Genomic DNA, 16,163 nt, shown 5'->3' on the forward strand with positions numbered 1-16,163 from the left:
GGCGCGGGCACGGCCTCGGCCACGCGCGGCGGTGCCGGGGGCTCCGCGGGACGCGGCGGGCTCGGCGGAGCCGGGGGTGTGGGCTGCGCCGGCTGAGCGGTAGGTGGCGGCGGGGGCGGCGGTGGTGGTGGGGCGGGCGGCGGGGCGAGGGTGACCGCGGGTGCTTCCTCCGGCGCCTCGGCGCCGCGGGGTGCCTGTTCCGCCCCGCCTTCGAACACCACGGCGAAAGACGGCGGCGGGAGTTCCTCCGGCGGGCGGCCGCGCGGATCGATCTCGAGCAGGATCGCGACCACCAGCGCGAGATGCAGCAGGACCGAGACCATTCCGGACCAGCGCAGCGTCCGCCGCGCGCGCCGCCGGGGCGCGAGCGGGCCTGGCGGCTCGGTCACGGAAAGGGCGGCCGGCACCGGGGGCGGCTGGCGGTCTCGCGGGGACAGGCGCATCGGGCGGTCGGGGAACCCCTGGCGATGTGACGGCAGCGGGCCGAATCGGGGATCCGGACGGGTTGCCGCGTGGAAAGGCTCTGCTACACCAAGGCGGCGCGCCGGGTTAGCACAGTGGTAGTGCAGCGGTTTTGTAAACCGAAGGTCGGGGGTTCGAATCCCTCACCCGGCATTGCCACTCAGGCCCTCCGTCGCGCGCTTGGGCCCGGCCCGAAGGCTCTTTCACGCGCTTCTAACGCGACGCTCACCCCACGCTCCGCTAATTCTCGATGCCGTGATGGAGAGTTGGCGATGATTGGCGTCGCAGCCCGTTCCGGCGGGGATGATTTTGCTCAGTTGGCGGCCTCGGTGCAGGCAATGCGGGAACTGGTCTGTGCGGCAGGCGAAACCGCGCAGTCGGAAGCCGTGACCACGTTGCATAGCCTCGCCAGGATCCTGGAACGCGTCGCCCAGCAGTAGCCCGCGTCAGCGTACGTACGGATCGTACGGCTGGATCGGCACAGGCGCTTGCTGGGTCGCCGACAGAATATCGAGCGACGTTAAGAGGACGATCGCGAGAGCGAGCGCGACCGAAATCAGCGCAAATTTCATGGGTCGCGCGTACACGGCCCCGTGATGTTGCGCCAATCACGGTTTCGAGATCAGAAGGATGATCTCGGCCACCGGCGGGAAGCTGCGACCCCATTCACTACACCGCCGGGTTCGCCGGGTCGCTTGCCGGGGCCGCAAGCACGAAGGCGCTGCCGCGCGACACCGGCGCCAGCACCAAGCTACCCCCCGCCGCCTCGGCCAAGCTCCGCGCGATGGCGAGACCGAGCCCGGTGCCGCCGCTTTCCCGAGTCGTTGTGAAGAAGCGGTCAAACACGCGTCCCGCATTACCGGCCGAGATGCCCCGGCCATCGTCGCAGACGGTGACCCGCACGGAGCCGCCCGAGCGTGCCCAGGCGATTCGGCACCGCGCGCCCGGCCCGGCGTGCTGCCGCGCATTCTCGAACAGGATGGACAGGATGCTGCGCAGCGCCTCCGGTGCCATGGCGATGGCGACGTCGTCCTCCCCGTCGAGCATGATCGCGAGGCCGGCGGCCATACACGGTGCCGCTGCCTCGCCCGCCACGGCCGCTACGACGGCCCTATCCGCGCCGTGGGCGTGGGGCACCTCAGCGCGCGCAAGGTCCAGCAGCCGTGTCACCAGGCGGTCCAGCCGCTCCACATCCGCCATTGCCTGGGAAAGGAATTGGGTGCGCTCGGCCTCCGTCATCGTCGCCGCATGGTCCTGCAGCAGTTCCACGGCGCCGCGCAGGGCTGCGAGGGGCGTCTTGAACTCGTGGCTGACGGCCGTCGCGAACTGGCCGATGTAATCAGCCCGCCGTTCCAGCGTCTGCGCCATGCTGCCGATGGCCACTGCCAGTTCGTCGGCCTCCCGCACGGCGCTGCGGCGGACGCGGCGGGCTTCCACGCGGGCCCCGGCGGCCACGGCCCGCGCCTGGTCGGCCACGGCGCGGATCGGGCGGCTGACGGTATAGGCGGTGAAGCCTGCCAACAGCGCCGCGATGCCCAGCAGCGCCAGCGTCAGTGCCGCGAGCTCCCGCCGCTTGTTGTGCAGCGCCTGCCGGATCGAGGACGGTGTGCGCGAGAGCAGCACGGCGCCGATCACGCGGTCGGCCTCGCGCACCGGCAGCGCGACGAAGACGCGGAAGGATGCGGCCCGGCTGATCGAAGCGGAATCCGCGACCGTCACGGCTTCCCGGCGCGCACGAACGCGGGATGCGGGTTCCCCGGCCAGGGCGGCGGCAACCTCCTCGAGAGGCAGGAGGGACAGCCCGCCCTCGCCGGCGGTACTGGCGACGACGATGCCGCCCGCATCGGTCACGCGCATCGCGGCAAGGGTGATGCGCTGTGTCTCGGTAAGCACCGGCGTCAGCATCGCCCCCGCGGCACGTGCGACCCGGCCCGCGGATTGAGCGGGCGCTACGGCGTCCGGCGGCGGCGGCAGAATGGGGTCGCTGGCCAGATCCAGGGTCGCGTAGCGTGGCGCCCACCCTTCCGCACGCGGTACGGTGGGTAGCGCGGCCAGAAGGGCGGGCGCCTCCCCCCCGGCCTCGGCCAGCCAGGCCTGGCGATAGGCGGCGGCGATCACGGCGGCTTGCGACACCAGCTCGGTTTCGGTCTGCCGCACCAGCGCGCTCTCATACAGCCGCAGCATCCACAGCCCGCCGAGCGGCAGGCCGAGCAGCGCCAGGTTCACCAGCAGCAGCACGGTGCGGATGCGCGGCTTGCGCCGCGGCATCGGCGGGTCAGCCGTCATCCCGGTACCTGTAGCCGAGGCCGTGCACCGTGCCGATCGGGCTCGCCCCCACGGCCGCCAGCTTCGCGCGAAGGTGGCGTACATGGCTGTCGATGGTGCGGTCGGCGACGATGCGCGCATCGGCATGGGCGGCGGCCATCAGCGCGTCGCGAGTGAAGACGCGGCCGGGTCGCGCCGCCAGGGCCTGGAGCAGGCGGAACTCCGTCACCGTCAGCGGGATCGGGTGGCCGGACCAGCGGGCCTCGAAGCGGTCCGCGTCCAGGCTCAGCGCGCCGCGGCGCAGCGGCACCGGCGCGGCATCAGGCGAGCCCGCAACGCGTCCTTCCCGCCGACGCAACAGGGCGCGGACGCGGGCGACCAGCTCGCGCGGGCTGAAGGGCTTCGTCATGTAGTCGTCGCCGCCGAGTTCGAGGCCCAGCACCCGGTCGAATTCCTCGTCGCGGGAGGAGAGGAAGATGATCGGCACGTCGCTGTCGCGCCGCAGGCGCCGGCACAGTTCCGTGCCGTCCATCTCCGGCATCATCACGTCGAGGATCAGCAGGTCCGGCGCCTCGCCCGTCGCGAGGGCGAGCGCCGCGGCACCGTTCGCGGCCTCGATGGTGGCATGACCGTCCCGCGCCAGGGCGAAGCGAATGACGTTGCGGATATGCGGGTCGTCGTCGGCGATCAGGATCTTCGGCACGCGGGCGCCCTCTGCACGACATTTGCACCAAACATCCCGCGCTCCTGCAAGGGCGCGCCATGGGCACTGCATCGGGGCGCGCGAGGCTGTCGGTACCACGCAACAGCAGGGATCCCTCCGCATGTCCGATACGCCCGCCGCCCCCACCCAGCCGCCCGATCAACCCGGCACCGCCAGTGACGTGAAACGCACGCTGGGGCCGGCCGGAATGAAGCTCGCCGCAATCGGCGCACTCGTGCTGGGGTTGCTGCTGCCGCAGTACTTCGTCGCAGGGCTGATTGGTGAGCGGGAATCCCGGCAGGCGGAGGTGCAGTCGGAGATCGCCCGCGCCTGGGGGCAATCGCAGACGGTGCTCGGCCCGCTGCTGGTGGTACCGATGCGGCCGAGCTTAGGCCCGGACGGCAAGCCGGTCGCGCCGTGGAGCATCGCGATCCCCGCATCCGAACTGTCGATGACCGCGACCATGGAGCCGGAACGCCGGCGGCGAGGCCTGTTCGAGGCCGTCGTCTATACGGCGCAGGTCGAGTTCTCCGGCCGCTTCGGCCAAGTGGCCGCCATTCTGCCTGCCGACGCGGACCCGGACTGGGCAGGTGCTTTTCTGATGACGGGCGCGAGCGATCTGCGCCCGGCGACGGACGCGCCCACGCTGCGCTGGGGTGAGCGGCCGCTCACGATCTTCAACGAAGGCGCCATGCGCTGTGGCCCAACGGAGGCGATGCGCTGGCCGCTTGGGCTGAACGGGCCGCCCGAACCGGGCGCCGCCTTCACCGGTAGCATGGAACTCCGCGGCACCGGCACGCTTGCCTTCGTGCCGGCGGCGCGGCGGCTTCAGTTCGTTGCCCACGGCCCGTGGGCGACGCCGAGCTATGTCGGCGCGAACCTGCCGCTGCGCGCTGAGACCGACGAAGCAGGCTTCCGCGCCGAGTGGGCTGGCGGCATGGCGGCACAGGCCATTCGCCTGAACCCCGGTCACTGCGCCGGCAACGTCCTGCCGAGCGCCATGGGCGTCGCGCTGCTGGAACCGGTGCCGACCTATCGCATGGTGAACCGCACGGCGAAGTACGCGGTCCTGTTCGTCCTGCTTGCCGTCATGACCTACTGGTTGTTCGAGATAACGGCGCGAATCCGCATCCATCTGGTGCAGTACGGGCTGCTCGGCCTGTCGATGGTACTATTCCCGCTTCTGCTGCTGGCGATCGCCGAGACGCTCGGCTTCGGCGTGGCCTATGTGATCAGTGCGGCGATGGTGATGGGGCAGGCCGGGCTCTACACCGCGGCGGTGACGGGGCGCGTACTGCTCGCCACGATCTTCGCCGGTGTCCTCGGGGTGCTGTTCGGCTTCCTCTACGTCGTGCTGCGGATGGAAAGCATGGCGCTGTTGGCCGGTGCGTTGGGACTGTTCGCGTTGCTGTCGGCCGTGATGGCGGCGACACGGCGAATGGGAACCAAGGAGGCGTGAGGGTTGTCAGGGGAGGGGCGGTGCCCCTCTCCGTCAACGCGCCGGCTGATGGTCCTTGAACATCTCCCGCAGCCTCGTCTTCAGGATCTTCCCCGTCGCGGTGTGCGGGATCTCGTCCAGCACCGCGAGGTCATCCGGCAGCCACCACTTCGCGACCTTGTCCGCCAGAAAGGCATTCATCTCCGACAAAGCCGGCGCGGCCGCGCCGTCCTTCATCACCAGGATCAGCAGCGGCCGCTCGTCCCACTTCGCATCCTTCATCGACACCACGGCGGCCTCGGCGACGCCGGGATAGCCGACGGCGGCGTTCTCGAGCGCGATGGAGGAAATCCATTCCCCGCCGGACTTGATCACGTCCTTCGAGCGATCGGTGACTTCCATGTAGCCGTGCTCGTCGATGGTCGCGACGTCGCCCGTGTCGAAGAAGCCTTCGCCGTCGAGGATCTCCTCCTCCTCGCGCCGGAAGTAGCGGCGGGAGATCGCCGGGCCGCGCACCTTCAGCCGGCCGAAGGTCGTGCCGTCCCAGGGCAGAGGCCGGCCGTCGTCGTCGGTGATCTTCATCTCGATCGTATAGGGGGGCGTGCCCTGCTTGGCCTGCAGCCGCAGCATTTCGTCGGTCGCGAGTGAGGCGACCTCCGGCTTCACGGAGCACAGCGTGCCGACCGGGGACATCTCGGTCATGCCCCAGGCGTGGATGACGCGGACGCCGTACTTCTCCTGATACGCCCTGGTGATTGCCGCAGGGCAGGCGGAGCCACCGATCGCCACGCGGTTCATCGAATCAATGCGCCCGCCGGTGGCCTCGAGATGCTGCAGCAGCATCATCCACACCGTGGGCACGGCGGCCGAGAACGTGACCCGCTCCTGCGCGACCAACTCATGCACCGAGGCGCCGTCCAGCCTGGCACCTGGCATTACCATCGCCGCGCCGACCATCGGCGCGGCGAGAGCCAGCGACCAGCCATTGGCGTGGAACATCGGCACCACCGGCATGACGCGGTCTGCCGAGCCCAGCCCGAAGGCATCCACCTGATTGCACGCCAGCGCGTGGATCACGTTGGAGCGGTGCGAATAGACCACGCCCTTCGGATCCCCGGTTGTGCCGGAGGTGTAGCAGATGCCGGCCGCCGCATTCTCCGCGACCTTCACCCAGGCGTAGTCGCCATCGATTTCTGCGATCCAATCCTCATACGCGACCGCGTTGCGCAGCGTGGTCCGCGGCATATGGGCCGCATCGGTCAGGATGATGAAGCGTTCCACCTGCGGCAGCTTGTCGGCCAGCGATTCAGCGAGCGCAACGAAAGACAGGTCGAGCATCAGGATGCGGGATCCCGCGTGGCTCATGATCCATGCGATCTGGTCGGGGAACAGCCGCGGATTGACGGTGTGATAGACCGCGCCCGCGCCGGCGATGCCGTACCACGCCTCCAGATGGCGCCAGGTGTTCCAGGCGAGGGTTGCGACGCGGTCCCCGTTGCGGATGCCGTCCTTCGCGAGGCGCTGGGCGACGCGCAGCGCGCGGCCGCGCAGCGTGGCGTAGTCGGTGCGGTGGAAGGGGCCTTCGACGGACCGGCTCACGACCTCGCGTTTCGGGTGCTGCGCCGCGGCATGGTCCAGCACCGTGTGCATCAGCAGCGGCCAGTCCTGCATCAGGCCAAGCATGGCGTATCCTTCCCTGCGTGGCCGCCCTTCGTGGCAGGCCTTCGTCGAAGGCGCAGGCTACACCGATTCAGCACGGATGCAGGAAGGGCGAAGCACCCGGCAGTGCTTGCCCTCGCCGCGCCGCTGCATCATTTTTCGCCACGAACCTAGCTGCAAGGAGCCGCATCGTGACAGGCGTTCCTGATATCGGCCCCACGGAGACCTGGCAGTTCCTCAGCGAGGGGCCGGACACTGCCCTGGTGGATGTTCGCACCGACGCGGAGTGGAACTTCGTCGGCTTGGTGGATCTGACCGCGGTCGGCAAGCAGCCGGTGCTGATCCCGTGGCAGCTCTACCCGACCATGCAGGTGAACGATCATTTCACCGATCAGCTCCGCAAGGCTGGGCTCACGCCGCTGCACCGGATCTATTTCATCTGTCGCTCCGGCGCGCGGTCGCTCGTGGCCGCGCAGGCCGCGCAGGCGGCGGGCTTCCCGCACGCCTTCAACGTGGCGGATGGGTTCGAGGGGCCGGTGGACGAGCAGGGGCATCGCGGGACGGTCGCCGGGTGGAAGGCCGCGGGGCTGCCCTGGCAGCAGCGCTGAAGCGCGGGCATTCTTCTCGGCATTGACCAACGGGAAGAACGCCATGACGACGCTGCCGCTGACCTCCGAATTCCTGTTCCGCCTGGCGCTGTCGGCCGGCGCGCCGCAGATGGCGGGCACGGCGCGCAACGGAGAGCTGCGCGTCATTCCCGTGACCGGCGGCACTGCGACCGGCCCGCGCTTCAACGGGGAAGTGCTGCCCGCCACCGCCGCCGACTGGCTGCGCGTGGACCCCGACGGCACGGCGCACATGGATGTGAGGCTGACGTTGAAGGCGGCGTCCGGCGCCATCGTGTTCGTGCACTACACGGGCCTGCGCCACGGGCCGGCGGATGTGCTGGCGCGAATGAACGGCGGACAGCCGACCGATCCGTCCGAATACTACTTCCGCACCGCGATGCGGTTCGAGACGGGGGATGCGGAGCTCGCCTGGATGAACAAGGTGATCGCGGTCGGCGTCGGCCAGCGGCCACCGAGCGGGCCGACCTACGACGTCTACGCCATCACGTGATTCGTCTGCCTCCGGCGCCGGCGGCGCGATCTGGTGGCTTGGCTTTCCAGCGCTGCGCTGTTGTCTGATGGTTTGAGCGGGGTCGTACTGCGCGCTGCCAGCCCGATGCAGGCATCGGGCCGAAATCCATCACCGCGGCTGCCTGGATGATTTGTCTCAGCGAGGCACGTCGAGCCGCTGCAGGATCGGCCGCCACTGCTCGTCCGACCGCTTGAGGAAGGTGGCGAAGTCGTCGGGCGTGCCGCCGGCGAGGAACTGGCCTTCCGTCGTCAGGCGTTCGCGGATGCGGGCGTCCTGGAGCGCCTCATTCGCCGCGGTGTTCAGCCGCTGGATCATATCGGCGGGCGTGCGGGCCGGGGCCAGCATCCCGAACCAGGACAGCACGTCGAGACCCGGCGCGAACTGAGCGATGGAGGGCACGTCCGGCGTCGATTCCACGCGCCGCGCGCTGGTCCAGGCGATCAGCCGCCCCTGCCGGTTCAGATGGACCGGTTGCGCCGTGCCGCCGGCGACGATCAGCATGTCGAGGTCGCCCGCCAGGAACGCCGCGAGCTGGGCGGAATCGCCGCGATAGGTGACGTCCTGCATGGTGATGCCGAGGCGCTCCATCACCATCAGCATCGCGACGTTGGTCAGGGTCGTCGGGCCGTTGGTGCCGTAGGTCATCCGCCCCGGCCGTGCCTTCGCCGCCGCCACCCAGGCCGGCACGTCCACCGGGCCGCCATTCAGCTTCGTGATGATGCCGAAGGGGAAGGTCGTGGCGAGCATCACGGGCGCGAAGTCGTCCACCTTGTAAGGCAGGTTCGGCACGATCACCGGATTGATGGTGAGCGTCGTACCGGCGGCCATCAGCAGCGTCAGTCCATCCGGCCGCGACCGCGCGACGTATTCCGCGCCGATCACGGTGTTCGCGCCGGGGCGATTCTCCACCTGCACGGGCTGGCCCATCACTGTCGTCATGCGCTCGGCGAGCAGGCGGCTGACGATGTCGGTGCTGCCGCCCGGTGCGAAGGGGACGACGATGGTGACGGGGCGGGCTTGGGTCTGCGCCAGAGCAGGGGCGGGCAGGGCGGCGAGCGCGGCGATCAGCGGCCGGCGGCGGATGGCGAATGTCATGGCGGCATGTCCCTGGACGAGGCGTGGGTTGCGCTCTGGCGGCGCGGTGGCGGGCATCTTCGCCCGATCGGCGAGGCTTTGGAACCACGCCTTGCTTCACGGCAGGGGCCCCATCACTCCAGGAGAGCCTTACTGATGAGGTACTTACTTCCGTCGCCGGAGATCGGAGGGGCGCTGCCCCTCCGAACCACCCCGCCAGGGGGTTGGACCCCCTGGACCGCAATCTGTTGGTGTCGGGCGCAACGGCGGGCTTCGGCGTCGTCGTGCCCCCGGAGCACGGCGCCAGGTGGAGGTTTGCAAAGGCCCTTCGGCCTTTGCTGGGGTGGCTTGGAGGGGCAAAGCCCCTCCAATTCTGGCGCTGGAAGTAACGTCGTCGTCTGGAAACCGATCCCGGGGACGGCTCAGATCATGTCTCAGCGCTGGCTCGCCAGTTGCCGGTTCTCCAGCCGGGACAGCATCCGCACCACCGGCCAGAGCAGCAGGAAGTACACCACCGCCGCCGCCATGATCGGCGTCGCGTTGTAGGTGACGGATTGCGCCTGCCGCGCCTGGAACAGAAGTTCCGGCAAGGCGACGACCGATGCGATGGAGGTCAGCTTCACCACTTCGAGCGTATTGGAGATCAGATCCGGCAGGACGTTCCGCACGGCCTGGGGCAGCACGACATAGGTCATGGTCTGGCCGCGCGTGAGGCCGGTGGATCGCGCGGCTTCGAGCTGCCCGCGCGGCACGCTTTCGATGCCGGCGCGCAGGATCTCACCGTAATAGGCGCCGGTGTTCAGGAAGAAACCGATCGCGACGGCGCCCCAGGCACCGACATCGACGCCGATGAAGGGCAGGCCGGCGAAGACGAAGATCAGCAGCACCAGCGGCGGCAGGGCGCGGAAGATGTCCACCCAGACGCGCAGCGGCCATTTGATCCAGGGGCTGTGAAAGGTGGACAGCACCGCGATCAGGATGCCGCCGGCGAGCCCGAGCGGCACTACCAGCGCCGAGAGCAGCAACGTCGCCTTCAGCCCCTGCCACAGGATCGGCCAGGCCTCCGTGACGATCTGCCAGTTGAAGAAGGTGTCGAGGAACAGGTCCATCGGGGTCACCGCTTCCACGCGAAGCGTGTCTCGATCCAGCGGCCGAGCACGACGACGGGCAGGAAAAGCACGAGATACGCGATGGCGCCGAGTGTGAGCGGCGACGGGTTGAACGAGAAGGATACCCCCGCATTCGCCGCGCCCAGGATGTCCGGCACGGCGACGACGGAGGCGAGCGCCGTGCCCTTGGTGATCGCGATGGTGCGGTTGGTCAGTGGCGGGATGGTAATCCGCAGCGCCTGCGGCAGCACGACGTAGCCGAGCGTCTGCACGAAGCCGAGGCCGGTGGAGCGCGCGGCCTCCCACTGCCCTTTCGGGACCGATGTGATGCCGGCCCAGAAGATCTCCTCCGAGAAGGCCATCAGCACCAGGGTCAGCGACAGCCAGGCCGCGACGAAGCCCGATAGTTCCACCCCCGCATTGGGCAGGCCGAAATACAGCAGCACGATGATCACGAGCGGCGGCAGGGCGCGGAACAGGTCCACCACGAAGATGATCAGCCAGTTCAACGGCCGGATGCCAAAGGCGCGCACGACGGCGAGCAGCACGCCGAGCGCGAGCCCCGCCACGATGATCAGCAGCGCCAGCACCACGGTCAGCCCGAAGCCCTCGATGATCTTCGGGAGGTACTGCGCCATCACGCGCGCGTTGAAGAAGCTGTCGGTGAAACGATCCCAGCCGGTCATGGGGCGCGATATTCCTGGCCACCTGCGCTATGCTGCGCCGCCAACCGGATGGAGGGATGGCCTGGATGACGCCGCTGAAGACCTCGACCCTTGCCGTGCTTGCCCTGCTCTGCGTCGCGGCGGGTCCGCCGCCGGAGGAGGAGCGCATGGTGCCCGGGGGACGCGGCGGCTTCGTGAGCGACGGCGCCGGCGGCTGCTGGCTCTGGGCGAGCGGCATCCGCGCCGGCGTCACCGACCTTACCGCGTCCTGGACCGGGCCGTGCCCGGAAGGGCCGGCCGAAGGCGAAGGCCGCGCCACCGTCACCTGGCACGAGGACGGTAACGAAAGGTCGATGATCTACGAGGGCCCGCTGCGCCGCGGCAAGAACGAGGGCGTCGGCCGGCTGACCATCAGCACCGGCAAGCAGGTGCGCGTCATGCAGGAAGGCACCTTCCGCGACGACCATTTCGTGTCGGGGCGGGTCGAGATCCCGGCCGCCGGGATCGTCTACGAGGGCGGCTGGAGCATGGCGCACCCGAACGGCCGCGGCCGGCTCGTCACGCGCGGCCGCGTGATCGAGGGGAACTGGGTCAATGGCTGCCTGCGCGGCCCGCAGGGCTGGTTCGCCTTCACCCGGCCGCCGCAGGAATGCAACGGCATGGATACCTGACCGCGGCATCAATGCCGCTCGATCTGCGAGATGAAGGCGCGGGTGCGCGCATGCTGCGGGTCGGCGAAGATCGAACGCGGCTCGCCTTCCTCGACGATGGCGCCATCGGCCATGAAGACCACGCGGTCGGCGGCGGCCTTGGCGAAGCCCATCTCGTGGCTGACCACGACCATGGTCATGCCGTCCTCGCGCAACTCGCGCATCACTGCGAGCACGCCGCCGACGAGTTCGGGGTCGAGCGCGCTGGTGGGCTCGTCGAACAGCATTACGCGCGGTTCCAGCGCGATCGCCCGCGCGATCGCCACACGCTGCTGCTGCCCGCCTGACAGTTGCAGTGGGTAGTGGTCGGCGCGGTCGGCGAGGTGCACGCGCTCAAGGGCCCGCTGCGCCTTCGCCTCCGCCTCCGCCCGGCTCATGCCCTGCACTTTGCGCAGCGCCAGCGCGACATTCCCAAGCGCCGTCATGTGCGGGTAGAGGTTGAACGACTGGAAAACCATGCCGATGCGCTGGCGGGCCTTGTTGATGTCCGTCTTCGCATCGAGCATGTCGATGCCGTCCACCACGACCGAGCCGGAGGACGGATCCTCCAGCCGGTTCAGGCAGCGCAGCAGCGTCGACTTGCCCGACCCCGAGGGGCCGATCAGGAATACCAGCTCCTTCTCGGCCACCTTCAGATCCACGCCTTTCAGGACATGCAGATGCCCGAAATGCTTGTGGATCGCGCGTGCCTCGACGATCGGGCCCGCCATCAGCCGCAGGTCGGGTTCTGCGGGGTCGGGTCGTAGCCCGGCATGTCCGGCACGCCGTAGCCGGGGAAGACGATGCGTTCGGCCTGGTCCTCGCCGGGCGCGTTGCCGAACCAGCGTTCGGACAGGCGCGCGATGGTACCGTCGCGCTTCATGCAGACGATGATGTCCTCGACCTGGTTGCGCAGCGCGCCGGAATCCTGGCGGAACGGCGTGCCCCAGTGGAAGCGCGTGCCGGGCAGGACCCAGTCCGCGACATATTGCGGCGTGCGCGATGCGGAATACCGCACGACCGTGTTGCCCGAGAGGTTCGCGAAGGCGCGGCCCTGGATCACGGCCTGCGCAGCGTCCGCCTGGCTGTCGAAGGCGAGCAACGTCAGGTTCAGCCGCTCACGGTTGTTGTTGACCCACTGCTCATACGGCGTGCCCTTGTTCACGCTGATCGTCTTGCCGCGCAGGTCTTCCTCCGAGCGGATCGGCGGCGTGCCGCGGCGGATGCCGAACTGCAGTTCGGTCCAGATGTAGCCTTCCGTGAACAGCAGCGCCTGGGCGCGTTCCGGCGTGACGGTCGTGGGCGCGCAAAGGAAGTCGTAGCGGCCGGCGTTCAACGCCGGGATCAGGCCGGAGAACGCCGCGGAATCGATCACGATCTCTCGCCCCATGCGGCGTGCGACTTCGCGGAACAGGTCGATCTGGAAGCCCTGCACGCCGCCCTGGAGGTTGGGGAAGGCGTGCGGCGCGAAGGTGCCGTCGACGCCGCAGCGCAGCGGCGGCTGTGCCTGGGCGAAAGCCGGGCCGGCGGCCATGGCCGACAGCAAAGCAGCGGCGAGAAGCCTACGCATCGTGATGCCTCCTTATCTTTGTGCTGTGCAACATTTCAGATGGCCGCGCGGCTGTCCATGTGGGACTGCCATAAAAGGGCCTTGCCGGCGTCTCGGTCGCGCCGTGCCGTGGGTGTTCAATCCTTACTCACAGGAGGCACCCATGCCATTCATTCCCATCACCCTGCTCGCCACCGGTTTTATCGGCAACCTCCTGCTGGTTGCCCTGCTGATCGGCGATGCGACGGCCCCCGGTCGTATTCCCCTGTTCGCTGCGGCTGTGCTCGCCCTCGGCGGTGCGGCGCTGATGCTCGGGGGCCTGGCCCTGCTGGAACCGCGTGACGATCGCCGGTCACCCGCCGATCACCTCTCCTGATGGCGGTTGTCCATTCCGCGGAAGACGATCAGCGGTCGCGATGCGCGACGGCGCGGCGACATGTCGAGCCAGTCCAGAAATTCCACCAGCACGCGCCCGGTGATGTCCGCGACGCGGTGGCGATGCGCCTGTTCCGGCGTGAACCAACCAAGGCGCTCCAGTTCGCCTGATCCCGCGATGTCGCCGTGCACGGCCTCCGCCGGCGCGCACAGGAAGCGCGCATTGAAGCGGATCGGCCGCCCGCCTGGGGTCACGGCGCGGCACACATAGTCCAGCGACGCCAGATCGGCCGCGACGCCATCACCGCGGCGCTCTCCCAGCACGAGTCCGGTTTCCTCGAATAACTCGCGCACCGCCGCGATGGCGATGGCTCGCGCGCGGGCGGGCGTCGCACGGCGTTCCAGCATGCGCCTCGTGGTCACGGGCAGTTCCGTCACGGCGGGCTGGCGATGGTCGTCAGGATCCACGCGGCCGCCGGGGAAAACCATGACATCGGGCATGAAGCGGTGCTTCGCGTGGCGCTGGCCCATCAGCACCTCCGGCCCCTGCGGACCGATGCGCCAGACGATGAGGCTCGCCGCGTCGCGCGGGCGAACCGTGCGGCGCGTGCGGCCTTCCGTGTCGGCGCCGCCGGGATTGTCGGCGGCCGCGTCAGTCAAGCGCGAAGCCCCGCAGGCGCAGCCAGGCGCGGAAGCCGAAGCGCTCGGGGACAGAGAGCTGCCGCGCGGCGTTTTCCGACCAGGTGCAGCCCTCCGGCGCCGGCCCGTGGATGTCCGGATAGCGGGGCTTCTGCTTCGGGCGCAGCGCGTCATAGGCGTCGAGCGCTGCGGGCAGGGCGCTGTCGTCATAGGCCTCGCGATGGATCACCGCGACGGGCGGCAGGCGCGGCGTCGTCTCGTTGCGGTTCTCCGGCCAGCCGAGCGTCAGCCCCGCCACCGGATAGACCCCGTGCGGCAGGCCAAACAGCGGCCCCACCTTCTCGATATGGCTGCGGACGTAGGAGATCGGGCAGGTGCCGAGCCCCGCCGCGTCCGCCGCCGCGATCGCCATGCCCATCGCCAGCGCCGCGTCCACGGCGGTGTTAAGGAAGGTGTCCATGTTGTTGTTCGCGTGTGTGCGGCCGTGGCGGGCGCAGGCCTGTTGGCCGCGCCGCATGTCGCCGCAGAACAGCAGCAGGACCGGGGCGTCCTTGATCCACGGCATGGTGCCGATCCAGTCGGCGACCTTGGCGATCTTCTCGGCGTCCCGCGTGACGATGATGGAATATTGCTGCAGGTCCGACTTGGCAGGCGCCGACTGCGCCGCGGCGAGCACCGTGTCGAGCAGCGGGTCGGCGACGTCCTCCGCGCGGTAGCGTCGCGTCACCCGGCGGTCGAGCAACGCGGCGAGCGCGGGCGGGATCACCGCCGGCGGCTCGAAGGGCAGGGCGCCGTAGCGCGCGCGGATCAGGTCGTCGGGCGTCATGGCGGCAGGGTGGCACCCATCGGGCGACGGCGGAAGCCGCCCCGCCGCGAAGGCGTTGCCGCTCGCCATGGCTTGGCGGGCACCTCCCCCAATCGGAGGGCCGGGATCTCCTCTACCGGCCGCGCACCGCGGGCAGCAGGCGTAGGAAACTGACGGTGCCCGCCAGCCCCGCCACCGCGACGCCGAGCCAGATGGCAGCCACCATGCCCGCCTGCGGGTCTAGCGACAGGCAAACCGCCACCGCCGCGGCGCCCAGCGACTGGCCGAGCAGCCGCGACGCCGCGAGGATGCCGCCGGCGCCGCCGCTGCGGTGGGGCGGCGCGCTGCTCATCAGCGCCTTCATGTTCGGCGATTGGAAGAAGCCGAAGCCGATGCCGCAGATCACGAGCCGCCAGGCGATCGAGACGATGCCCGCATCTGGCGGCAGCGTCGCGATGGCTGCGAGGCCCAGGGCGACGACGAACAACCCGATGCCCCCCAGCAGCCCCGGCGCCACCCGGTCGCTGAGCGGCGCCGCGATGAGGGTCATCACGGCGAGGGTCGCCGGCCAGGGGGTGATGAGGAAGCCCGCCTCGACCTGGCTGTAGCCGAGCTTGAACTGGAACAGGAAGGGCAGCACCACGAACACCAGCCCCTGGATGACGAAGGCGCAGATCGACGTGGCCGATGACAGGGCGAACAGCGGCAGGCGGAAAAGGTCGACGGCGAGGATCGGCGCCGCGTGGTTCGCCTCCCGCCGCCGCAGCGCGAGGAAGCAGGCGACGGCGGCGCCCAGCGCGCCGGCGATGACGGGCCACGCCGCGCGATGCGCGATGCTCGCGACGCCAAACAGCAAGGCACCGAACATGGCCGCACAGAGCAGCGCCGAGATGGCGTCGAAGGGGCGGATGTTGCGCTCCGTCGCCGGCAGGTCCCGCGCGGCGAGACCGACGACGAGCAGCGCGAGCGGCACATTCATCAGGAACAGCCAGGGCCAGTCGGCGACTGACAGGATCGCCGAGGCGGCGGTCGGGCCGACCGAGAAGGCGATGCCGACCACCAGCGCATAGACGCCGAGCCCGCGGCCGAGCCGGTCCGGCGGGTAGAGGGTGCGGATCAGCGCCGGCGTCGTCGCCGATACCGCCGCCGACCCCAGCCCGAGCAGCGCGCGCGCCACGGCGAGGCCAGCGAGCGACTCCGCGAGGCCACTGGCGATGGCGCCGAGGGCGAAGACGCCGAGGCCGGCGAAGAAGATGCGCCGATGCCCATGGATCTCGCCCAGCGCGGCCAGGGGCAGCAGCGCAGCGATCACCGCGAGGTAATAGGCGTTCACGATCCAGATCGCGCTGGCGGGATTCGCGCCGATGCCCTGGGCGATGGCGGGCAGCGCGGTGCTCGTCAGGGAGATGTCGAGCGTGACGATGGCGACGCCGAGCTGGACGGCGACCACGGCGCGCAAGCGCGCCCCGCGGTCGGCAGGCTGGGTCATCGGCACGTCATGCCAGCGGACTGGTCAATCGACCGGTCCGAGGCCGCGAATGCGGCCCGCCGGTCGTCCGGCGAAAGCCAAGCCGACCGGAGGTCTGCGCCC

The 16,163-nt window shown here is 69.8% G+C and carries 18 protein-coding genes, 1 tRNA gene and 1 pseudogene; 7 read left to right on the forward strand and 13 right to left on the reverse strand.

Going from position 1 to position 16,163, the window contains the following annotated elements; all coding sequences use genetic code 11:
- Positions 1 to 389: pseudogene (locus tag GXW78_RS25725) on the reverse strand (hypothetical protein); the annotation flags it as partial.
- Positions 390 to 543: 154 nt separating this feature from the next.
- Here GXW78_RS25725 and GXW78_RS25730 point away from each other — a divergent pair.
- Both GXW78_RS25730 and GXW78_RS25735 read left to right on the forward strand, forming a co-directional pair.
- Positions 544 to 615, forward strand: a tRNA-Thr gene (locus GXW78_RS25730).
- 119 nt (positions 616 to 734) lie between these two features.
- Complete coding sequence (locus GXW78_RS25735; RefSeq protein ID WP_211871783.1) at positions 735 to 902, forward strand: hypothetical protein; 168 nt, start codon at positions 735 to 737, stop codon at positions 900 to 902.
- 6 nt (positions 903 to 908) lie between these two features.
- Here the strand turns inward: GXW78_RS25735 and GXW78_RS28375 are convergent, their stop codons facing one another.
- The 3 genes from GXW78_RS28375 to GXW78_RS25745 all read right to left on the reverse strand — a co-directional run bounded on the left by GXW78_RS28375 (position 909) and on the right by GXW78_RS25745 (position 3,430).
- Positions 909 to 1,034 carry a hypothetical protein gene (locus GXW78_RS28375; RefSeq protein WP_272876911.1) on the reverse strand — a complete coding sequence of 42 codons (126 nt, stop codon included), beginning with the start codon at positions 1,032 to 1,034 and terminating at the stop codon, positions 909 to 911.
- Between the two features lie 97 nt (positions 1,035 to 1,131).
- Entirely contained in the window at positions 1,132 to 2,748 is a 1,617-nt protein-coding gene (locus GXW78_RS25740) for a sensor histidine kinase (protein ID WP_246522640.1), read from the reverse strand.
- Positions 2,738 to 3,430, reverse strand: coding sequence for a response regulator (locus GXW78_RS25745; RefSeq protein ID WP_338147849.1), 693 nt, complete (start codon positions 3,428 to 3,430; stop codon positions 2,738 to 2,740). The genes GXW78_RS25740 and GXW78_RS25745 overlap by 11 nt, the downstream gene beginning before the upstream one ends.
- A gap of 121 nt (positions 3,431 to 3,551) precedes the next feature.
- Here GXW78_RS25745 and creD point away from each other — a divergent pair, with 121 nt between their 5' ends.
- A complete protein-coding gene (gene creD / locus GXW78_RS25750) occupies positions 3,552 to 4,889 on the forward strand; it encodes a cell envelope integrity protein CreD (RefSeq protein WP_211871784.1) in 1,338 nt (445 codons plus the stop codon).
- A 33-nt stretch (positions 4,890 to 4,922) separates the two neighbouring features.
- On the opposite strand, the gene GXW78_RS25755 is transcribed toward creD, so the two are convergent.
- Complete coding sequence (locus GXW78_RS25755) at positions 4,923 to 6,551, reverse strand: long-chain-fatty-acid--CoA ligase (protein WP_211871785.1); 1,629 nt, start codon at positions 6,549 to 6,551, stop codon at positions 4,923 to 4,925.
- Positions 6,552 to 6,718: 167 nt separating this feature from the next.
- On the opposite strand from GXW78_RS25755, the gene GXW78_RS25760 reads away from it, so the two are divergent.
- Positions 6,719 to 7,135 (forward strand): rhodanese-like domain-containing protein, encoded by a 417-nt coding sequence (locus GXW78_RS25760; RefSeq protein WP_211871786.1) that lies wholly within the window; start codon positions 6,719 to 6,721, stop codon positions 7,133 to 7,135.
- A 43-nt stretch (positions 7,136 to 7,178) separates the two neighbouring features.
- Positions 7,179 to 7,646: a DUF3237 domain-containing protein gene (locus GXW78_RS25765; RefSeq protein WP_211871787.1), complete on the forward strand. Its 468-nt coding sequence runs from the start codon at positions 7,179 to 7,181 to the stop codon at positions 7,644 to 7,646.
- 156 nt (positions 7,647 to 7,802) lie between these two features.
- On the opposite strand, the gene GXW78_RS25770 is transcribed toward GXW78_RS25765, so the two are convergent.
- The 3 genes from GXW78_RS25770 to GXW78_RS25780 all read right to left on the reverse strand — a co-directional run bounded on the left by GXW78_RS25770 (position 7,803) and on the right by GXW78_RS25780 (position 10,536).
- Entirely contained in the window at positions 7,803 to 8,762 is a 960-nt protein-coding gene (locus GXW78_RS25770) for a Bug family tripartite tricarboxylate transporter substrate binding protein (RefSeq protein ID WP_211871788.1), read from the reverse strand.
- A 413-nt stretch (positions 8,763 to 9,175) separates the two neighbouring features.
- Positions 9,176 to 9,868 carry an amino acid ABC transporter permease gene (locus GXW78_RS25775; RefSeq protein WP_338147850.1) on the reverse strand — a complete coding sequence of 231 codons (693 nt, stop codon included), beginning with the start codon at positions 9,866 to 9,868 and terminating at the stop codon, positions 9,176 to 9,178.
- Positions 9,856 to 10,536, reverse strand: coding sequence for an amino acid ABC transporter permease (locus GXW78_RS25780; RefSeq protein WP_211871789.1), 681 nt, complete (start codon positions 10,534 to 10,536; stop codon positions 9,856 to 9,858). Before GXW78_RS25780 ends, GXW78_RS25775 begins: the two co-directional genes overlap by 13 nt.
- Positions 10,537 to 10,601: 65 nt before the next feature.
- On the opposite strand from GXW78_RS25780, the gene GXW78_RS25785 reads away from it, so the two are divergent.
- Positions 10,602 to 11,186, forward strand: a complete 585-nt coding sequence (locus GXW78_RS25785) for a hypothetical protein (RefSeq protein WP_211871790.1) — start codon at positions 10,602 to 10,604, stop codon at positions 11,184 to 11,186.
- Between the two features lie 8 nt (positions 11,187 to 11,194).
- Here the strand turns inward: GXW78_RS25785 and GXW78_RS25790 are convergent, their stop codons facing one another.
- Together GXW78_RS25790 and GXW78_RS25795 are read right to left on the reverse strand one after the other, a co-directional pair.
- On the reverse strand, positions 11,195 to 11,935 hold the full coding sequence (locus GXW78_RS25790; protein ID WP_211871791.1) for an amino acid ABC transporter ATP-binding protein: 741 nt from the start codon (positions 11,933 to 11,935) through the stop codon (positions 11,195 to 11,197).
- The gene (locus tag GXW78_RS25795) at positions 11,935 to 12,774 is read right to left on the reverse strand and encodes a transporter substrate-binding domain-containing protein (protein ID WP_211871792.1); all 840 of its coding nucleotides are present in this window, start codon (positions 12,772 to 12,774) and stop codon (positions 11,935 to 11,937) included. Before GXW78_RS25795 ends, GXW78_RS25790 begins: the two co-directional genes overlap by 1 nt.
- A 142-nt stretch (positions 12,775 to 12,916) precedes the next feature.
- On the opposite strand from GXW78_RS25795, the gene GXW78_RS25800 reads away from it, so the two are divergent.
- Complete coding sequence (locus GXW78_RS25800) at positions 12,917 to 13,129, forward strand: hypothetical protein (RefSeq protein WP_211871793.1); 213 nt, start codon at positions 12,917 to 12,919, stop codon at positions 13,127 to 13,129.
- Here GXW78_RS25800 and GXW78_RS25805 read toward each other — a convergent pair.
- From GXW78_RS25805 to GXW78_RS25810, 3 genes are all read right to left on the reverse strand, one after another.
- The gene (locus tag GXW78_RS25805) at positions 13,117 to 13,788 is read right to left on the reverse strand and encodes an NUDIX hydrolase (protein WP_246522641.1); all 672 of its coding nucleotides are present in this window, start codon (positions 13,786 to 13,788) and stop codon (positions 13,117 to 13,119) included. The genes GXW78_RS25800 and GXW78_RS25805 overlap by 13 nt on opposite strands.
- Entirely contained in the window at positions 13,781 to 14,593 is an 813-nt protein-coding gene (locus tag GXW78_RS28160; RefSeq protein ID WP_246522642.1) for a nitroreductase family protein, read from the reverse strand. Before GXW78_RS28160 ends, GXW78_RS25805 begins: the two co-directional genes overlap by 8 nt.
- A 112-nt stretch (positions 14,594 to 14,705) precedes the next feature.
- Positions 14,706 to 16,061 (reverse strand): MFS transporter, encoded by a 1,356-nt coding sequence (locus GXW78_RS25810; RefSeq protein ID WP_211871795.1) that lies wholly within the window; start codon positions 16,059 to 16,061, stop codon positions 14,706 to 14,708.
- Between the last annotated feature and the right edge of the window lie 102 nt (positions 16,062 to 16,163).

It is taken from the genome of Neoroseomonas terrae (genome assembly GCF_018129025.1).
Lineage (GTDB): Bacteria > Pseudomonadota > Alphaproteobacteria > Acetobacterales > Acetobacteraceae > Neoroseomonas > Neoroseomonas terrae.